This is a genomic window from Kocuria sp. PD6 (assembly GCF_031844145.1).
GTDB lineage: Bacteria > Actinomycetota > Actinomycetes > Actinomycetales > Micrococcaceae > Kocuria > Kocuria marina.
The window spans coordinates 299,559-318,544 of sequence record NZ_JAUZUS010000001.1; the positions used below are offsets into that span (position 1 = coordinate 299,559).

16 protein-coding genes are annotated in these 18,986 nt (G+C 70.3%); 4 read left to right on the top strand and 12 right to left on the bottom strand.

What is annotated here, in order from left to right; genetic code table 11:
* The first annotated feature begins 4 nt into the window (after positions 1-4).
* Positions 5-1,477 (top strand): cell wall metabolism sensor histidine kinase WalK, encoded by a 1,473-nt coding sequence (locus Q9R22_RS01415; RefSeq protein ID WP_207387842.1) that lies wholly within the window; start codon positions 5-7, stop codon positions 1,475-1,477.
* 107 nt (positions 1,478-1,584) lie between these two features.
* The gene (locus Q9R22_RS01420; RefSeq protein ID WP_064847213.1) at positions 1,585-1,875 is read left to right on the top strand and encodes a WXG100 family type VII secretion target; all 291 of its coding nucleotides are present in this window, start codon (positions 1,585-1,587) and stop codon (positions 1,873-1,875) included.
* Positions 1,876-1,883: 8 nt separating this feature from the next.
* Here the strand turns inward: Q9R22_RS01420 and Q9R22_RS01425 are convergent, their stop codons facing one another.
* The 4 genes from Q9R22_RS01425 to Q9R22_RS01440 form a co-directional block, all read right to left on the bottom strand.
* Entirely contained in the window at positions 1,884-2,834 is a 951-nt protein-coding gene (locus tag Q9R22_RS01425; RefSeq protein ID WP_131333346.1) for an RNase H family protein, read from the bottom strand.
* A gap of 239 nt (positions 2,835-3,073) precedes the next feature.
* Positions 3,074-4,708 carry a chaperonin GroEL gene (groL, locus tag Q9R22_RS01430; protein WP_064847215.1) on the bottom strand — a complete coding sequence of 545 codons (1,635 nt, stop codon included), beginning with the start codon at positions 4,706-4,708 and terminating at the stop codon, positions 3,074-3,076.
* 256 nt (positions 4,709-4,964) lie between these two features.
* Positions 4,965-5,321 (bottom strand): hypothetical protein, encoded by a 357-nt coding sequence (locus Q9R22_RS01435; RefSeq protein ID WP_242670472.1) that lies wholly within the window; start codon positions 5,319-5,321, stop codon positions 4,965-4,967.
* A 151-nt stretch (positions 5,322-5,472) separates the two neighbouring features.
* The gene (locus Q9R22_RS01440) at positions 5,473-5,697 is read right to left on the bottom strand and encodes a DUF3263 domain-containing protein (RefSeq protein ID WP_035963809.1); all 225 of its coding nucleotides are present in this window, start codon (positions 5,695-5,697) and stop codon (positions 5,473-5,475) included.
* 59 nt (positions 5,698-5,756) lie between these two features.
* On the opposite strand from Q9R22_RS01440, the gene Q9R22_RS01445 reads away from it, so the two are divergent.
* A complete protein-coding gene (locus Q9R22_RS01445) occupies positions 5,757-6,440 on the top strand; it encodes a uracil-DNA glycosylase (RefSeq protein ID WP_207387843.1) in 684 nt (227 codons plus the stop codon).
* Positions 6,441-6,459: 19 nt separating this feature from the next.
* A complete protein-coding gene (locus Q9R22_RS01450) occupies positions 6,460-7,311 on the top strand; it encodes a siderophore-interacting protein (RefSeq protein ID WP_131333347.1) in 852 nt (283 codons plus the stop codon).
* A gap of 4 nt (positions 7,312-7,315) precedes the next feature.
* Here Q9R22_RS01450 and Q9R22_RS01455 read toward each other — a convergent pair whose 3' ends face one another.
* From Q9R22_RS01455 to Q9R22_RS01490, 8 genes are all read right to left on the bottom strand, one after another.
* Entirely contained in the window at positions 7,316-9,433 is a 2,118-nt protein-coding gene (locus Q9R22_RS01455) for a threonine/serine exporter ThrE family protein (protein WP_131333348.1), read from the bottom strand.
* 148 nt (positions 9,434-9,581) lie between these two features.
* Positions 9,582-10,664, bottom strand: coding sequence for a peptidoglycan bridge formation glycyltransferase FemA/FemB family protein (locus tag Q9R22_RS01460; RefSeq protein ID WP_035963815.1), 1,083 nt, complete (start codon positions 10,662-10,664; stop codon positions 9,582-9,584).
* An 88-nt stretch (positions 10,665-10,752) separates the two neighbouring features.
* A complete protein-coding gene (locus Q9R22_RS01465) occupies positions 10,753-12,660 on the bottom strand; it encodes an FMN-binding glutamate synthase family protein (protein ID WP_131333349.1) in 1,908 nt (635 codons plus the stop codon).
* 124 nt (positions 12,661-12,784) lie between these two features.
* Complete coding sequence (locus Q9R22_RS01470) at positions 12,785-13,066, bottom strand: HPr family phosphocarrier protein (RefSeq protein WP_035963817.1); 282 nt, start codon at positions 13,064-13,066, stop codon at positions 12,785-12,787.
* Positions 13,067-13,113: 47 nt separating this feature from the next.
* A complete protein-coding gene (gene ptsP / locus Q9R22_RS01475) occupies positions 13,114-14,847 on the bottom strand; it encodes a phosphoenolpyruvate--protein phosphotransferase (protein ID WP_131333350.1) in 1,734 nt (577 codons plus the stop codon).
* Positions 14,848-14,853: 6 nt separating this feature from the next.
* The gene (locus Q9R22_RS01480; RefSeq protein WP_131333351.1) at positions 14,854-17,070 is read right to left on the bottom strand and encodes a fructose-specific PTS transporter subunit EIIC; all 2,217 of its coding nucleotides are present in this window, start codon (positions 17,068-17,070) and stop codon (positions 14,854-14,856) included.
* A 34-nt stretch (positions 17,071-17,104) separates the two neighbouring features.
* On the bottom strand, positions 17,105-18,151 hold the full coding sequence (locus tag Q9R22_RS01485) for a 1-phosphofructokinase family hexose kinase (RefSeq protein ID WP_131333352.1): 1,047 nt from the start codon (positions 18,149-18,151) through the stop codon (positions 17,105-17,107).
* Positions 18,148-18,939 (bottom strand): DeoR/GlpR family DNA-binding transcription regulator, encoded by a 792-nt coding sequence (locus Q9R22_RS01490; protein WP_131333353.1) that lies wholly within the window; start codon positions 18,937-18,939, stop codon positions 18,148-18,150. The genes Q9R22_RS01485 and Q9R22_RS01490 overlap by 4 nt, the downstream gene beginning before the upstream one ends.
* Positions 18,940-18,986: the final 47 nt, after the last annotated feature.

Consider the following 18,986-nt stretch of genomic DNA (forward strand, 5'->3'; position numbering starts at 1 on the left):
ACCATTGAACGTCCTCACCCGCCGGTTCCGCTCCGCATCCCTGCGTTCCCAGCTGATGGCCCTCACGGGGCTGTTGCTGGCCATCAGCATCTCGGTGACCACGCTCGTGGCCGTGTCCGTGCTGCGCGACTCGCTCGTGACCAGCATGGACCAGGAACTGCGCGGGTCCGTGAACACCGTGGCCCCGGTGCTCACGGGAGCGCTGCAGGGTGACGTGACCACACCGGTGCCCAATTCGGGGTACCTGCTGGATCAGAACGGCAACGTGGTGGCGAGCGCTCGCAGCGGTACCGGCACGTCCCCGGGCAGCTCGAGTCCAGATCTGAGCGGGATGACCCTGGACTACGTCATGGCCCACGACGGCCAGGCGGAGACCGTGGGATCCGTGGGCGCTCCCGAGCGCAAGTGGCGGGTGGTGCCCACCAAGCTCACGGCGTTCGACATGTCCGTGGTCGTGGCCGAACCCCTGGACCGCACCAACGCGATCATCTCCGGCGTGGGGTTGCTGACGTTCAGCTTCGGCCTGGCCACCCTGCTCGCGGCCATGACCGTGGGCTGGGTCATGGTCACCCGGGCGTTCCAACCGTTGCGGCAGGTCGAGGCCACGGCCGCCCGGATCGCGGAGGGGGACCTCTCTCAGCGCATGGAGGGTTACAACCCCCAGACCGAGATCGGACAGCTCTCGGGCTCGCTCAACGCAATGCTCGGCCACATCGAGGACGCGTTCGACGCCCGCACCCGCTCCGAGATCAAACTGCGGCGGTTCGTGGCGGACGCCTCCCACGAGCTGCGCACCCCCCTGGTGTCGATCCGCGGGTACTCGGAGCTGTACCGCCACGGCGCGCTGCAAACGCCCGAGGACGTGGCCAAGGCCATGGAACGCATCGAGTCCGAGTCCAAGCGGATGACCCAGCTCGTGGAGGACCTGCTGACCCTGGCCCGGTTGGACGAACGCAGGGTCGCCACCACGCGACCAGTGGACCTCTTGCACCTGGCGTACGACGCCGCGTCCGACGCCCACGCCACGGCACCGGACCGCACGGTGCGGGTCGTGGGGCTGCACGACTCCCAGCCCGAGGCCGCGTGGGTGCACGGGGACGAGTCCAAGCTGCGCCAAGTCGTGGCCAATCTGATCACCAACGCCCTGCGCTACACCCCCGCGGGATCGCCGCTCGAACTTGCGGTGGGTCTGGAGAGTGCCGTGGACGGCGGGTTCACCTCCGTGCTGCAGGTGCGCGACCACGGGCCCGGTATCGACCGGGAGGACGCCGAGCGCGTCTTCGAACGCTTCTACCGCGCGGATTCCTCCCGCACCCGCGAAACCGGCGGCACGGGGCTGGGCCTGTCCATCGTGGCCGCGATCATCGCCCAGCACGACGGCGCGGTGAAACTCGAGGAGACCGACGGCGGTGGGGCGACCTTCACCGTGCGGATCCCCCACACGAAACCTGTGGACGAGGACTCCGAGGACGCCTGAGTCCCCATCCCCTCCCTCTCCGGGGCGTTGCGCGGCACGTGCTGCTTAGCGTGGATCGGGCCCGGCAATCCACCGGGCCACCGCATCCGCTCCAGGGAGGAACCACCATGGCCCACTTCGTCGTGGACAGTGACACCATTGCCGCCAAGTCCCAGCAGGCCCACGGGCACATCGAACGGCTCAGCTCCGAGGTCAACGGCATGAGCGCCACGCTCGCCGATCTCCAGGCTTCGTGGACCGGCACCGCCTCGGCCAGCTTCCAGGAGGCCTTCCACTCCTGGCGCTCCGCGCAGGCCCAGATGGAACAGGCCGTGGCCCAGATCAACCAGGCGCTCGCGACCGCGGGCACCCAGTACGCCGAGACCGAGGCCGCGAACGCGCGGATGTTCGCCGGGTGAGCCCGGGCTCAGACCTCCGCCGTGACCTGGTGGTACCGCAGTAGCCATGGGCCCATGTCGTGGTGCTGATCCTCGCGGACCCACACGGAACTGCGCCGGGTCACGACGGATGTCTCCTCGAGCCGGTAGCTCACGTGGTAGGCGTGCGCGCCCAGGGCCGTGACCCGCAGCTCCCGGGGCTCACACCCTGCCGCTTCGACGATGCTCAGCACGGACTCGGGGGCTGTCGTGGCACCTCGCCGGTCCACGCACACCAGGTCGGGGTGCAGGGACTCCCCCGGTCCACCGGGAGCATTCCCGCGGCCGAGGACCGTGGCCTCACGCGAGGCCGCGTCCGAGATGAGATGCTCGGGGGTGCCGTTGGAGTCCGTGGATTCCGTGGATTCCGTGGACCCAGCGTGACCCGCCGGGAGGTCCTCCGGGGAGGCCCACGCGGAGAAAAGATCCGGTTCCACGTCTCCCGCCTCGATTCCGCGGCCCGCGTCGTCCCGGAAGCCCGGCCCCGCGGGCATGTCCTCCGGCGCGGTGCCGGACTGGTAGGCCGTGGCCATGGCGCGGGCGCGCTCGTCCGCGGCCTCGTTGAGCTCGTGACCCGCGTGCCCCTTGACCCACTCGAAGCTGACGTCCCGACCGGAGAGCTCGCGGTCCAGCGCCTTCATGATCTCCACGTTGAGCACGGGTTTGCCGTCGCGCTTCTTCCAGCCCTTCTTCTTCCAGCCCGGCATCCACTTGGTGACCGAGTTGATCACGTACTGGCTGTCGCACAGCACCCGCAGCGGTTCGTCCGCGCGGTGCCGGGTGGAGCGGAGCAGATCGAGCACCGCGGTGAGCTCGCCCATGTTGTTGGTCCCGTGGGCCCAACCCCCCGCGCGCCACGAGGTGGGATCGATGTACCAGGCCCACCCCGCGGGTCCGGGGTTGCCGAGTGCGGAGCCGTCCGCGGAAGCGATGATCGTCATGCGCTCATCCTCGCAAAACCTCCCGACACGTTGAACCACCGCCGCTGGTAGGCGATCACCCGGTCTCGCATTGGTCCGCGGTTCAGCGGACCGCCCCGGGGGCACCACCCGGGCGCGCGAAGAGCACCCGGGTGCGCGAGCACTCCCGGAGATGCGAGAACCCCGGGGACAGCAGGTGTCCCCGGGGTTCCCGGGATGTCCACCCGTGGGCCGGGCGGAACTCACTCAGAAGAGCGAGATCACATCATGCCGCCCATGCCACCCATGGGATCGGCACCCGCGCCCGCACCGGCGGCCTCGGGCTCGGGCTTGTCCGCGACCACGGCTTCGGTGGTCAGGAACAGCCCGGCGATGGACGCCGCGTTCTGCAGGGCGGAACGGGTCACCTTGACGGGGTCGTTGATGCCCGCGGCCATGAGGTCCTCGTACTCGCCGGTCGCGGCGTTGAGGCCCCACCCGGTCTCGAGCCCGCGCACCTTGTCCACGACGACGCCCGGCTCGAGCCCGGCGTTGAGCGCGATCTGCTTGAGCGGTGCGTCGATCGCGACCTTGACGATGTTGGCACCGGTCGCCTCGTCCCCGGACAGGCCGAGGGACTCGAAGACCTTGGCACCGGCCTGGATCAGGGCCACGCCACCACCGGCGACGATGCCCTCCTCCACGGCGGCCTTGGCGTTGCGCACGGCATCCTCGATGCGGTGCTTGCGCTCCTTGAGCTCGACCTCGGTGGCGGCACCCGCCTTGAGGACGGCCACGCCGCCGGCCAGCTTGGCCAGGCGCTCCTGCAGCTTCTCGCGGTCGTAGTCGGAGTCGGAGTTGTTGATCTCCGCGCGGATCTGGGCCACGCGGCCCTCGATCTCCTCCTGCGTACCGGCACCGTCCACGATGGTGGTCTCGTCCTTGGTCACCACGACCTTGCGGGCCTGGCCCAACAGGTCGATCGTGGCGGACTCGAGGGACAGGCCCACCTCTTCGGTGATGACCTGGCCGCCGGTGAGGATCGCGATGTCCGCGAGCTGCGCCTTGCGGCGGTCACCGAAGCCGGGGGCCTTGACGGCCACGGACTTCACGGCCCCGCGCATCTTGTTCAGCACGAGCATGGCGAGCGCTTCGCCGTCCACGTCCTCGGCGATGATCAGCAGCGGCTTGCCGGCCTGCATGATCTTCTCGAGCACGGGGACCAGGTCCTTCACGGCGGAGATCTTGGAGTTGACGATCAGGATGTAGGGGTCCTCGAGGACGGCTTCCTGACGGTCGGCGTCGGTCACGAAGTAACCGGAGAGGTAGCCCTTGTCGAAGCGCATGCCCTCGGTCAGCTCGAGGTCCAGCCCGAAGGTGTTGGACTCCTCGACGGTGATGACGCCTTCCTTGCCGACCTTCTCCATGGCCTCGGCGATGAGCTTGCCGATTTCCGGGTCCGCGGCGGAGATGGACGCGGTCGCGGCGATCTCCTCCTCGGTCTCGATCTCCTTGGCGGAGGACAGCAGCTGCTCGGTCACCGCGGCCACGGCCTTCTCGATGCCGCGCTTGAGGGACAGCGGGTCCGCACCGGCGGCCACGTTGCGCAGGCCTTCCTTCACGAGGGCCTGGGCCAGCACGGTGGCCGTGGTGGTGCCGTCACCGGCGACGTCGTCGGTCTTCTTGGCGACTTCCTTGACGAGCTCGGCGCCGATCTTCTCGTACGGCTCCTCGAGCTCGATCTCCTTGGCGATGGACACGCCGTCGTTGGTGATCGTGGGGGCACCCCAGGACTTCTCGAGGACCACGTTGCGTCCGCGCGGGCCGAGGGTGACCTTGACGGCGTCGGCGAGGGTGTTCAGGCCCCGCTCGAGGCCGCGGCGGGCTTCTTCGTCGAATGCGATCATCTTTGCCATGTGTTTCGTCCCTCCTGGACGGTTGACAAACAAGACTTGTCATCACGATGCCCGCGACGGACGGTGCCGCGCCGCGATCCTCACCGCGCCGCAACCACCTCACCGTGATGTCACTCGTCCGCCGCGCGACCACCACCGGACCCGGTTAGCAGTCCACGCGACTGAGTGCTAATCCCATAGTGGCACTCGTCATGCCGGAACCGCAAACGCCCTGCGTCCAGTGGACTCAGGTTTCGTCCCCGGCTGAACGGGCGGCTCAGGCGGCCGCGGGGGCTCCGGGCACGACGTCGCTCGCGGCCGTCCGGAGCGCCACGGCACCCACCGCGGAGGCACCGGCCACAGAGGCACCGACCCCGGAGGCACCGGCCGCGGCGTCGTCGTCAGGGGACACCGCAACGGCTGCGGCGGAGAGGGCGAGCGCTTCCTGGGCCGTGCGCGGGGCGTTCACGAAGGCCACCGCCCCCAGGACGAGGGCGAGCACACCGGCCACGAGGATCGCCAGGAACTTGCCCCGGGACCCCGCTCGGGCATTCGGGTTATGGCCCCGGTGGGCACCCTGCCGGGCGCCGTCCTCGGGGACGTCGTCGAACTCGTCACGGGGGTACTCGCTCATGCTGTGGCTCTCCTCAACGAACGGTGGGACCAGGGGCGCCGACCCGCGGGTGCCGGGACCGTGGGACGGCGTGCGCCCCGCCTGCCGGACCCGCGGCGGTCAGGGGTCCGCGGTGCGCTGCCCACTATCCCACGCGCACCCGGGGACCCGCTCAGCGATTGCGCGCGCGGCGCAACCGGGAGATCAGCATGGGGGCGTGGCGCGCGGCGGCCTCTGAGGAGATCAGGGCGTTGAGCCGCTGGTAGTAGTGCACGGGGCTCAACCCCAGGCGGGAGCGGATCGCGGACTCCTTGGCGCCGCGGTACTTCCAGTGCTCGGACTCCAGGTCCAGGATGGCCCGGTCGAGCTCGTCGAGGCCGTCGCCCGTGGTAGACATGGGCTCAACCCTAACGCTCCGGGCGGTACCCGGAGGCCGCACGCCCTGGAGGTCGCACCGTGAACACCCCGCCCCCGTTGCACGAGATCATGAACGAGGAGTGGGCCCGTGCCTTGCAGTCCGTGGAGCCGCAGATCCGGGCCGTGGGCGAGTTCCTGCGCGCCGAACACGCCGAGGGCCACCACACCCTGCCCGCTGGGGACCACATCTTCCGCGCGCTTCGCGAGCCGATGTCCGCGGTCAAGGTGCTGATCGTGGGCCAGGACCCCTACCCCACCCCGGGCCATGCGATGGGCCTCTCGTTCTCGGTAGCCCCGGACGTGCGCCCGATCCCGCGGTCCCTGCAGAACATCTACAAGGAACTGCACTCCGATCTGGGGATCACGCCGCCCGCGCACGGGGACCTGTCCTCGTGGGCCGAGCAGGGCGTCATGCTGCTCAACAGGGTCCTCACGGTGCGCGCGGGCTTCCCCGCGTCCCACCGGGGCAAGGGCTGGGAAGCGGTCACGGAGTGCGCTATCCGCGCGCTCGGGGCGCGCGAGCAACCCCTCGTCGGCATCCTGTGGGGTCGCGACGCCCGCGGCACCAAGGACTGGCTGGGTGGGGCGCCCACCGTGGAATCGGTGCACCCGTCCCCGTTGTCCGCGTCCCGGGGGTTCTTCGGTTCCCGCCCGTTCTCCCGCGCCAATGAGCTGCTGCAACAACAGGGCGCCCAGCCCGTCTCGTGGGAACTGCCCGCGTAGCAGCACCTACGCTGGACGCATGACACAAACTCCGGCGCGACCCCGCAAACCCCAGCTCAACCTCACGGTTACGGACCGGATTCAGCTCTCCCCGGGCATGGTGCGCGTGGTGTGCAGGATCGAGAACGCCGAGCAGTTCCAAGACATGGAGGCGCCGGAGAAGTACGTCAAGCTCGTCTTCTTCTCCGCAGCCACGCTCGCGGCGACCGCGCCCGGCGCGTTCCCCGACTACTGGGCCGCGCGCGAAAACGCCGCACCCCAGGACCAGCCCGTCACGCGGCACATGACCCTGCGCCACACGGAACCCGACACCGAGACCGTGTGGATCGACGTCGCCCTGCACGGCACCGAAGGCTATGCGGGGCCGTGGGCGGATGCCGCGTCCCCCGGCGACCGGATCGTGGCGCTCGGCCCGGGCGGCAAGTGGCTCCCGGATCCGGCCGCCGCGTGGAGCGTCTTCGCTGGCGACGACGCCGCCGTCCCCGCCGTGCTCGCGAACCTCGAGGCGCTGCCCGCCTCGGCGCGCGGAGAAGCCGTCCTGGAGGTCGAGGACGCCTCCCACGAACTCGACCTCACCGACCTCGCGATCCCCGAGGGCGTCCGGGTGCGCTGGGTGCACCGCGCCGCTCAGCAGGACGGTGAGCGCGCCCTCGTGACGGGACTCGCGAACGCCGCGTGGCCCGAGGACACCGCGGGGGTGCAGGCGTTCGTGCACGGCGAGCGCGAGGCCATGAAGGCTGCCCGGAAGGAACTGCTCGACGTCCGCGGGCTCGAGCGTTCGCAGGTATCCCTGTCCGGGTACTGGGCGGCCGGGCGGGCCGAGGAGACGTTCCAGGCGGAGAAGAAGCTGCCCGTGGGCAAGATTCTCTGACCGGTCAGCGGCGGCGGTTGCGCCGCTGGGAGAGGTACTGCATCCGCTCGATGAACGGGCGCATGAGGTACTTGGCGAGCACCACGCCCGCCGCGAGGAGCACGATGGACACCATGGCGTTGACGAGTCCCGTGATGCCGTCCCCCGTGGTCTCGATCTCCACGGTGATCGCGTACATTCCGCGGAACAGGCTCAACCCGGGCAGCAGGTAGGTCATCGCGGGGATCGCGAGGATCGCCTGCGGGATCTTGGCCCTCGCCGCGAGCAGCGCGGCCACGCAACCGCTCGCCACAGCCCCCACGCCCGTGGCCAATCGTGTGCTGGGATCGAAGCTACCGATGCCGTGGTAAAAACCGAGGCCCACGAGGGCCGCGGTCACGGCGGGCAGCAGGTGACGCGGCTTCGCCTGCATGGTGATCGCGATCAGAGCGGTGGAGATCAGCATGAACACCGTGTTGGTCACGGCTGCCGCGGGTGTGAACCCGGACTGGGAAACGTCAATCCGTGGGACCCCCAGGTGCGCGGACAAGGTGATCCCCAGGGCGATCCCGGCCACGATCCCCAGGAACGCCATGGCGGTGGACAGTAGTCGTCCGGCCGCGGTCACGGGGAAACCGTTGATCGCGTCCTGCATCGTGGAGACCATGCGGGTGGTGGGCAACAGCATGATGATCCCACCGGCGATGACCTTGGGCGGGGACACCTCGACCCCCACCGCCGAGATCAACAGGGCACCGAGCGTGACCACCAGGGCGTTGGCCGCGAGGGAGAAGAACTCCGGGATCCGCCACGCCCCCAGTTTCGCCGTGACGGACTGCACCACCACGGAGGAGACCACGGCCACGAGCGCACCGGCCGGGCTGCCGCCGATCGCCAGCGTGATGGTCCCCGCCGCGATCACCGTGGCGAGCCACACGACCCACTTGGGGTAGGGCTTGGGCCGGGCGTTGATCCGGGCGAGCTCCCGTTCGGCGTCCCGCAGGGGCGTGTTGCCCTCGATGATCCGGGTCACGAGCTGATGGGAGTCCGCGAGACCCGAGTAGTTGTCGGTCCACGAACGCACCACGCGCATCACGGTGTGGCTCGAGGTCGAAGAATCGCCCCACGGGTCCTGGCCGGTGCGCGGCGCGGAGCTCCCGCGCTGCTCCCCCGTGGTCCCGGGTGTGCCCGCCAGGGCGGTCGCGGGGTGGGCGGAGGAGCCGGTGTCCTCGGTGACCCGCCGCAGGGCCTCGCCGGCGGCGGTGAGTTTGCCCGTGGCCGTGGTCTCCGCGACGTAGTTGATGGTCACCGACTGGTTGGTGATGTCCACGTCCAGGTTCTCCACCCCGTACGTGGCGCACACCGCGATGATCGCGTTCTCCACGTCCAGCGCGTCCGCGCCGTAGTGGAACATGGTCTCGGCCAGGCGCAGCGCGAAGTTCAGGGTGCGCCGGGCCTGGCGGTCCGTGCTGTCCCCGAACTTGCGCAGGTGCTGGAACGGTGTGGCGGTGAGCCGGTCCACCACACGCATGGGCGCGGTGGGCGCGGCGTCCCCCTGCACGAGGGAGCGCAACAGTGCCTTGGGTGCTCGCGACGGTTTGACCCGGGTGGCCGGGTACACGCCCCGCGAGATCGCGGTGGTCGCGGGCGCCGGCTCGTGCGCCACGGTTTCCGGGCGCTCCACGGGTGAGCTCGCGGGGGCGGTGCCACGCCGGGACGGGCTGCTGATGGGTTCGGTCAATGCCGCGGGAACCGCCGCCCGGTGCCCCTGGCCTGCGCGGTCGGCGGCGATCTGGCTCGGTGTGAGGACGGGCAGGGAGGAGACCTGCGGCGTTCCGGTGCCGGTCGCGGGACCGTGCCCGGCGCTGCGGGGACGGACGCCAGGGACCCGCAGCTGCGACGTCGTCCGGGTGTCGGTGTGCACGGGCGCGCTACGCAGTTCCGCCCGGGCGGCCTGTTCCTCGGTGGGGCGCGGTGCGTAACGCGTACGACGCCGCGGACTCGTGTGCTGCACGGCGTCGCGCAGCGCGGTGTCCCCGGCGGGACCGAACGGTTCATCGTCCACCGCGTGCGGGCCCGTGCTCTCACCCGAGGACGGGTAGCCCTGGTGCGCCAGACGCGTCAATTGCTCGCTCACGCTCACGTGGGATCACCCTTCTCTGCCGCCGCAGGCACTGTTCGACTCCTGTGTGCTGGGGTGCGGCCCACACGCATCCGCTCGCGCGCCCGTGCTCGCCCACGTCCTCGCCTGCGGGCGAGCGGGGGCCGGGTGGAGGGGCCGCGGCCGCCTGTCAGTAGAAGGGCTGACCCGTGCGGCGCACCCACAACTGGCGCTGTACCTTCTCCGCCACGTTGTTCCACACAGCGTATTTCGCGCGGCTGAGTGGCTGATCCCAAACGCCCACGTAATCCACGACAGTCTTGGTGAAGCTCGTCTTGAACAACCCCAGACCGTAGTAGGGGTGCTCCTTGTTCTTGAGCTGGTCGGAGGGCGGGGTCCCGCAGAAGTCGTACTGGGTGATCTCGTGGTCCTGCTTCAGGTCCGTGATGGCGCTCCACTGCACGAGGTGCGAGTCCCCGTACTGCTTGCGCCGCGGCTTGGAGCCGCCGTCCTTGTAGGTGCCCTTGCGCCCGTAGGAGATCACGTAGGCACCCACCGAGGGCTTGCCGTCCTCGTAGGTGAAGTAGAGCCGGCCCTGACCGCGATCGGCGAAATTGTTCCAGAACGCCCGGTAGTACTCGTAGGAACGCAGGGTCACCTTGGCGTGACCCTGACCCACGGAATCCATGAGCGCGTACATCGCGCGCATGTTCTCCTCCGTGAGCGGGACCTGGTCCACCTCGCAGCCCTCGCGGGTCGCACGGCGCACCGCGTTGCGACCCCGCGAGTGCAGGGACTTGAGCAGGGCCTTCTCGTCCATGTCCGTGTCCAGCACGGCGGTGGAGTCGTTGGGCTGAATCTCGAAGGACTTCACGAGTCCGCTGCGCGCCATCACGCCCGCGGCGTAGTCGGAGGCCACGATCTCGGGTTCGTACTTGATCGCGAACACGCCGCGCGCGGGACCCGCCACGAAGCGCTCGTTGGCCGCCACGATGCCGGGGATGTCGTCCACGCTCGCCACGTCCGGGCCCTTGATCATGTACCACAGCCTGCCCAGGGCGGGCACGGACTTCTCGAGCACCAGGTTGTAACTGGGCTGCGAACCGTCCGTGGGTTCGTACACCACGTACTGCGGCTTCCACCCGTGGTCCTTCTTGACCAGCGCGAACGCCTCCGACTGCAACAGGTTGCCGCCCGAGGGGTTGGCCGTGACGTGGGAGTCCCACTCGGCGATTTCCTGATCGGTGGCAAAACGTGCCGTGAATTCTCGCAAGGCTCTCTCAATCCTGTACAGGGGGGCACTGACGACGTGAGGCGGTGCCGCGCTGTCGCGGCACCGCCTCACATGGTATCCCTCGGGCTCAGGCGAGCCCGGGGTTGCGGGTGCGTGAGTCGTCGGAGGGGTCCACGTGATCGGAGTCCGGGGACGGGTCGCTCGTCGTGTGCTGGGCACCGGCCGCGTTGCCAGGCTGCCCCTCGGGACGTCGGCTCGTGCCCGCGGTGGACTGCCCGGGGTTCGCCTCGGAGGCCTGCCCCGCGGACGGCCCGCTCGTGCGCGGCGTGGCGGACTCGGTACCGCGCTCGCCGCCGCGGGCACCGGACAGCGCCGGCTCGCGATCGTCCGCCGGCATGACGTCGCCGGGTTCCAGCGGGCTGCGGCCCTTGAACACGTACTTGCCCGGGTGACCCGGGGTGAACTTGTCCGGATCGGCGTAATCCCAGTCCTCACCCCAACCGCCTTCGACGCCCTCGAACAGCTTGCCCGGCGTGAGCCAGCGGTAGAGGGTCTCGTACGAGATGCTCTGGGTGGCCGTGACCTTGCGGCGCAGCATCTGACGCGTGAGCTCCTCGGGGTGCTCGCAGCCCATGGTGGAGATGATCTGGCCCGCTTCCTCCACGGTCAGGCGGTGGTAACGCTCCACGCGGTCACCCTTGTCCTCGATGTCCAGGGCCTTGTAGAGCTTGGGGTTCTGCGTGGTCACGCCCACGGGGCACTTGTTGGTGTGGCACGCCTGGGCCTGGATGCAGCCCACGGCCATCATCATGGCGCGCGCGCTCATGCAGAAGTCAGCACCCTGGATGATGTGGCGCACGATGTCGTGGCCCGAGGTGATCTTCCCGGCGGCGCCAATCTTGATCCGGTCCCGCAGTCCCGCACCCACGAGCGCGTTGTGCACCAGGATCAGACCCTCCACGAGCGGGGTGCCCACGTGGTCCTGGTACTCGAGCGGTGCGGCACCGGTGCCGCCCTCGGAACCGTCCACGATGATGAAGTCCGGGGTGACCTTCTCCTCGATCATGGCCTTGCAGATGGCCAGGAACTCCACGCGCGAGCCCACGCACAGCTTGAAGCCGATCGGCTTGCCGTTGGACAGTTCCCGCAGGTGGGCCACGAACTGGATCAGACCGCGCGGCGTGGTGAACGCCGAGTGGCTGGCCGGGGAGATGCAGGTCTGGCCCACGGGGACCATGCGCGCCTCCGCGATCTCCTCGGTCACCTTGGAGCCCGGCAGCACGCCGCCCAGGCCCGGCTTGGCGCCCTGGGAGAGCTTGATGTTGATGGCCTTGACCTGTGGCAGGTTGGACTTCTTGCGGAAGGCCTCCGGGTCGAAGTTGCCGTTCTCGTCACGCGTGCCGAAGTACCCGGAACCGAACTCCCAAATGATGTCGGCGTCGTGGGCGAGGTGGTACTTGGTCAGCCCGCCCTCACCGGTCTCCTGCGCGAACCCGCCCATGGCCGCGCCCTTGTTCATGGCGAGCACGGCGTTCTTGGACAGGGAGCCGAAGCTCATGGAGGAGATGTTCAGCAGCGATGCGTCGTACGGCTGCTTGCAGTCGGGCCCGCCCAGGCGCACGCGGTGCTCGCTCTCCGGGGTCGCCTTGGGCGCCACGGACTGGACGAAGTACTCGTAGCCCGGTTCGTTCACGTTGAGCTCGGTGCCGAACGCCTTGTCGCCCTTGAAGCCCTTGGCCCGCGAGTACACGAGCGAGCGCTGGTCACGGTTGAACGGCTTGCCGTCGTAGTTGCGCTCGATGAAGTACTGCTGGATCTCGGGGCGGATCTTCTCCATGAAGAACCGCGCGTGCCCGAGCACGGGGAAGTTGCGCAGGATCGAATGCCTGCGCTGCGTCGCATCGCGGATGCCCACGAGCAACAGCAGGAAGAAGATGACTGCGAGGATCCACCATCCCCAGGGACCGAAGACCGCTGCGAGAACCGTGGCAATCGTGGCCACGACCAGACCTGTCAGAATGAGAAACCGCACCATGCGATTCACCGTACTCCTCGCCCTGGGCCCCGACCCCGGTCACCGGAATGCGACGATCACCCCCCGGGAAAGCGCCGACGCCGGGTGCCCACACAGGGGCGCCCGGCGTCGGCGGTGGTGAGGATCACTCGGCGTCGAGGTCCGTCTCGATGATCGAGGCGAGGTGCTCGAGGGCTTCCTCGGCGCCGTCGCCGTCGGCCGCGAGGACCACCTTGTCCCCGTGGGCCGCGCCCAGGGACATCAGGGACAGCACCGAGGACGCGTCCATGCCCTCCTCGGCGTCCTCGCCCTCGGCGCGGATGGTGATCTCCAGGTTCTCGTACTCGCCGGCGGCCTCCGCGAAGATCGCGGCGGGCCGGGCGTGCAGCCCCACACGGGAGGCCACGGTGGCAATGCGTTCTGACATGTCAGCTCCTTGCTGGGTCGGTTCGGGTGACGCTGGTTCGGGCGGGGTCACAGCCCCAGTTCGTGCAGCACGGGCAACTGTGCCCGCACGGCTTCCTTGGCCTCGCGCGCGCTCGTGGCGGACACGGCGAGTGCGGCCAGCCGCTCGGCCTGGGCGGTGTCCACGCGGGCGAGCACGGCGGCGACGGCGGAGAGCGAGCGCGCACTCATGGACAGGGTGTCCACCCCGAGCCCCACGAGCACCACGGCGAGCGCGGGGTCCGCGGCGGCCTCGCCGCACACGCCCACGTTCTTGTGTTCACCGGACGCGTCAGACGCCGCTCGCGCACCCGCCGCGGTGCGCTCGATCATGCGCAGCACGGCCGGTTGCCACGGGGAGTTCAACTCGGCGAGTGCACCCAGCATGCGGTCCGCGGCCATCGTGTACTGCGTGAGGTCGTTGGTCCCGAGCGACACGAAGTCCACGCGCTCGAGGATCTGCTCGGCGGTGATGGCCGCGGCGGGTGTCTCGACCATGACGCCGGTGACCTGCAGCCCCTCGACGCTCGCGAGTTTGTGGAACCGGGCGGCCTCCTCCGCGGTGGCGATCATGGGTGCCATGACCCACACGTGCGCACCGGTCTCCCGGGCCGCCGCCGCGATCGCCTCGAGCTGGCGCTGCAACACGCCCGGGGTGGTCCAGTCGGTGCGGTAGCCGCGCACACCGAGCGCGGGATTGGGCTCGGTGGTGTCCGTGAGGAAAGGCAGGGGCTTGTCCGCCCCGGCGTCGAGCGTACGCACGACCACCTTCTTGCCCTCGAACGCCGCGAAGATCTCGGCGTACGCCTGGGTCTGTTCGGCCACGGTGGGTTCGCTGTCCCGGCCCAGGAAGCAGAACTCGGTGCGCAACAATCCCACGCCCTCGGCGCCGGCCTCGGCGGCCGCGCGGGCGTCGTCGCCGGTGCCCACGTTGGCGAGCAGCGGGACCTCGGTGCCGTCCGCGAGCGCGCCCCGGCCGTCGAAGGACGCGAGTTGCGCGGCCGCGCGCTGCCACGCGGTCACTGCCTCGCGTTCGTGCTCTGCCGGTGCCGCGACGACGGCGCCCTCGGCACCGTCCACGAACACGGGCGTCCCCGCGGGGACCTCGAGGATCCCCTCGACGGCCACGGCGGCCGGCAGCCCGAGGTTGCGCGCGAGGATCGCCGTGTGGGACTGGGGTCCGCCGGAGGCGGTCACCAGCGCCACGACGACGTCCGGATCCAGCACCGCGGTGTCCGCCGGTGCGAGGTCCTCGGCCGCGAGCACGAACGGCTCCTTGCGCTGGGGCACGCCCGGGGCGTCTTCCCCGCGCAGTCGGGCGACGATGCGCGCGCGGACGTCCTCGATGTCCGCGGCACGTTCGGCCATGTAGCCGCCCATGGCCCGCATCTGGTCCGCGTACGCGGTGGCAGCCTGCCACAGCGCCCGCTCGGGGCTGAGCTGCTGATCGGTCACGAGCTTGCCCGCGTTCTTGATCAGGGCCTTGTCCCCCGCCATGAGGGACGTGGCCTTGAGTACCTCCGCCGCGGATTCCGAGCGCGCCCGAGCGGCCCTTTCCTTGAGCTCGGCCTTGACCTCGAGCGCAGCTGCCTTGAGGCGGTCGATCGCGGCCTCGGCGTCCCCGGTGAGCGGCTCGCCCTCGGGCGGCTCGCTCACGGCGGGTGCCATGTGCACCACGGGGGCGATCACACGCCCGGGGCTGACCCCCACACCGCGCAGTTCCACGCGCTGTTGTGCGGCACCGGTCACGTCGTTGTCAGTCATGATGTCTCACACTTCCACGGTTTGTTGTGTCTGCGGAACCCCGGGGACCTCGCCCACGTGCTTCTTCACGTTGCCGATGCGCTTGAACAGGGTGACCAGCACGGCGGTGACCACGGTGCCCGCCAGGATGGCGGCCACGAAGCCCCAGCGTCCGTCCACGACCGGCAGGATCCAGATCCCACCGTGCGGGGCAGCCGAGGTCACGCCCCACGCCATCGTCAGGGCACCGGTGATGACGCCACCGGCCATCGAGGCGGGGATCACGCGCAGCGGATCGGCCGCGGCGAACGGGATGGCACCCTCGGAGATGAAGGACGCGCCGAGCAGCCACGAGGTCTTGCCGTTCTCACGCTCCGCGGCGCTGAAGTACTTGCGGCCCAGCACGGTGGAGGCGAGCGCCATCCCGAGCGGGGGCACCATGCCCGCGGCGATCACGGTGGCCATGATCTCCTGCGGCGCCGTGTTGGTCACGGTCGCGGCACCCAGTCCGGCCACGGCGAAGGAATAGGCCACCTTGTTGATGGGACCGCCCAGGTCCGAGCACATCATCAGACCAAGCACGGCACCCAGGGCCACGGCCGAGGCACCACTCATCCCGGCGAGCAGGCTCGTGAGCCACGTCATGAACGCGGCGATGGGCCCGCCGATCAGCAGGAACAGCAACCCGCCGGCGAACAGCGTGGCGAGCAGCGGGATGATGACCACGGGCATGAGTGATCCGAGCCAGCGGGGCAGCCGGGGCAGCGTCAGCCAGTACGCGCAGATGCCAGCCAGCAGACCGCCCACGATGCCGCCGATGAACCCGGCGCCCATGAAGTTGGCCACGAGACCGGCCGCGAAGCCGGGGGCGATGCCCGGACGGTCCGCGAGCCCGTAGGCGATGTAGCCCGCGAGGGCGGGGACCAACAGGCTGATCGCCAGGTTGCCGGTCTTGAACAGCACGGCGCCCAGGTACATGGCCAGGGACACGTCCCCCAGGTTGCCCAGGGTGGCGGTGGTCAGAATGTCGTCGGCGTTCTCGGCGACGCCCACCGGATCTTGGGTCAGCATGAACGCGATCGCCATGAGCAGACCGCCCGCGGCCACGAACGGGATCATGTAGCTGACACCCGTCATCACGGCCTTACGGATCCGCGTGCCCCACCCCTCGCTGCCGGTCACGGCGGCGGAGACCTCACCGCCGTCGCCCGTGACCTTGGGCGCCTGGGGATCGTCCGCGGCCTCGAGGGCCTCCTGGATCATCTCGCGGGGTTCGTCGATCCCGCGCTTGACCGCGGACGCGATGTACGGCAGACCCGCGAACCGCGAGCGCTCCCGCACGTCCACGTCGGTCGCGAAGATCACGGCCTCCGCCTGACCGATCACCGCCGGGTCCAGACGCGTGGCGCCCGAGGAGCCCTGGGTCTCGACCTGCAGGTCCACTCCCATTTCCTGGGCGGTGTTGGCCAGGGCGTCCGCGGCCATGTAGGTGTGGGCGATGCCGGTGGGGCACGCCGTGACGGCCACGAGCCTGCGCGGACCCCGGGCGCCCGCGTCATCGGGCGCCGTCGACGTCGCGGATTCAGTCAGCGGCGCGTGCGTTCCGGTGGGTGTCTGCGTCCCGGCGTTCGACGCCGCGGTCGCACCGCTCGCACCAGCTACGGCTGCGCCGGCAGCGGCACCGCCGGTTCCCGCGGCAGCGGACCCGTCGGCACCGGTCGCGGCGGAGGATCCCGCGGCCGCGGTCCCGGTCGCCGCGGTGAGTGCCGCAGCGGCGTCGTCCGGCTGCGGAGCGAGACCGAGGGCGGTGTCCACGATGTCCACGACCTCCTCCGGCGACTGCGCTGCGCGCAGGGACGCCACGAAGGGCTTCTTCATGAGGGAACGTGCGAGCTTGGACAGCAGCTTGAGGTGCTCCTGGTCCGCGCCTGCCGGTGCAGCGATGAAGAAGACGATGTCCGCCGGTCCGTCCTTGGCCCCGAAGTCCACGGCGGGGGCGAGCCGCGCCATGACCAGGGTGGCCTGCGTGACGGCCTCGGAGCGACAGTGCGGGATGCCGATCCCGCCCGGGATCCCGGTGGCGTTCTTGGCCTCCCGGGCCAGTGCGTCCGCGGCGAGGGAATCCGCGGTGCTCGCGCGGCCCTCCCGGTGGACGGTGGCCGCGAGTGCACGGATCACACTCTCCGTGGACTCGCCCAGGTCCCGGTCCAACAGGACCAGGCCGGGATTGATCAGATCTGACATGTCGGTGCTCCTTGGCTACGGGGCGGTGGGTGGATCAGGTCCGGGGCTGCGTCTCGCGGGGCGCGGCCGGGGTCGGCGGGTTCGGCGTCGGGACGTCCGGTGTCGCGGCGCTTTGCCGTGCGGACGTCAGCTGCGTGACCCGCACGGCGTCAGGCGTGGTCTGCGCGACCGTGGGCATCTGCGTCCCGGGCAGGGCGGCGGCGGCGGAGCCGTGGGCCACGGCCCGGCGCAGGCGTTCGGCCGGGGCCTCCCCGCGCTGGGTGGCCACGAGGTACCCGGTCAGGGCGCTGTCGCCTGCGCCCACGGTCGAGCGCACCGTGACGGGCTCGTGCACGGCGTGCCACGCGCCCTCGGGCGTCACGAGCACGGCACCGTTGCCGCCCAGAGTGCACAGCACGGCCCCCACGCCGCGGGCCACGAGCTCCCGCCCGGCGTCCGCTGCGGCGCGCGGATCGGCCTCGAGCGCATCGCCGTCGGTGCGGCCCAGCAGCTCCGCGAGTTCGTGGCCGTTGGGTTTGATCACGTCCGGCAGTACGGCGACACCCGGGGCGAGAGCCGCGCGCAGCACGTCCCCGGAGGTGTCCAGCGCGAACGACGGCGCGGCCGCACCGAGCGCCCCGCTCACGCGGGCGGCCAGCACGGCGTAGACGTCCGGGGCGGGCCCGGGCGGCACGGACCCCGCGAACACGAGCCACTGCGCACCCGCGCCGCGGGAGACGATCCGTTCCACGATCCGGTCCACGGTGTGCTCGTCCAGCGGGGGGCCGGGCTCGTTGATCTTGGTCGTGGTCCCGTCCGGTTCGGTCACGGTGATGTTGGATCGCACGGGCGCACCGATGGACACGCTGTCGTAGCGCACCCCCGCGGCGTCGAGCGCGGTGAACAGCGGATCGGTGCCGTCCCCCGGGACCACGGCCACAGTGTCCACACCGCTCGCGGCCAGCGCGCGCGAGATGTTCACACCCTTGCCCCCGGGGTCCTGGCGGGTGTCGCTCGCGCGCTGCACGCGACCGCGGGCCAGCGGGCCGGGCAGGTCCACGGTGCGGTCCACGGAGGGGTTGAGGGTCACGGTGATGATCATGCGAGAACCACTTCCACGTCGGCGTCTTCGAGGGCTTGGGCCAGCTCCCCCACGGGAGCGCGGTCGGTGATGAAGGTGTCGATCTGTTCGAGCGAGCAGAAGCGCGTGAGGGTCTCCTGGTCCTGCTTGCTCGCGTCGCACAGGACGACGACGCGGCGCGCGGCCTGCACGATCGTCGCCTTGACCACGGCCTCGATGGGGTCCGGGGTGGACAGCCCGAAGGAGGCGTGGGCGCCGTTGCAGCCCACGAACGCGAGGTCCGGGCGCAACTGGTCGTAGTGCTGGGCGGCCCGCGAGCCGGTGGCCGCCCACGTGAGTTTGCGGATCCGCCCACCCACGAGCTCGAGCCCCACACCCTCGGCGTCCGCGAGTTTCGCCGCGATGTGCAGGGCGTGGGTGATGATCAGCTGTTCCTGCCCGCCGGGCAGGTGGTTGTCCCGGGCCAGCAACAGGTCCGCGAGCGCCTCGACCGTGGTGCCGGCATCCAGGACCACGGCACCGGCCTCGGCATGTTCGAGTACCTCGAGGGCTTTGCGGGCGATGGCCCGTTTCTCATCGGCCGCGAGGCGCGATCGGGAGTCCATCCCCTGTTCGCCGCTCGTGGACTGGTCCACGGACACGGCACCGCCGTGCACACGGCGCAGTTTCCCCTGGGACTCGAGCACGGCGAGATCCCGGCGGATCGTCTCCATGGTCACACCGAACCGCTTCGCCAGTCCCGCACCGTTGACACGGCGCTCGTGGCTCACGGTGCGTGTGATCTCCTCGTGGCGTTCTGCAGCGAACATCTTCACCTCACGGACCGGGGTGTCGGCGGTGAAACCCCTGTGTGATG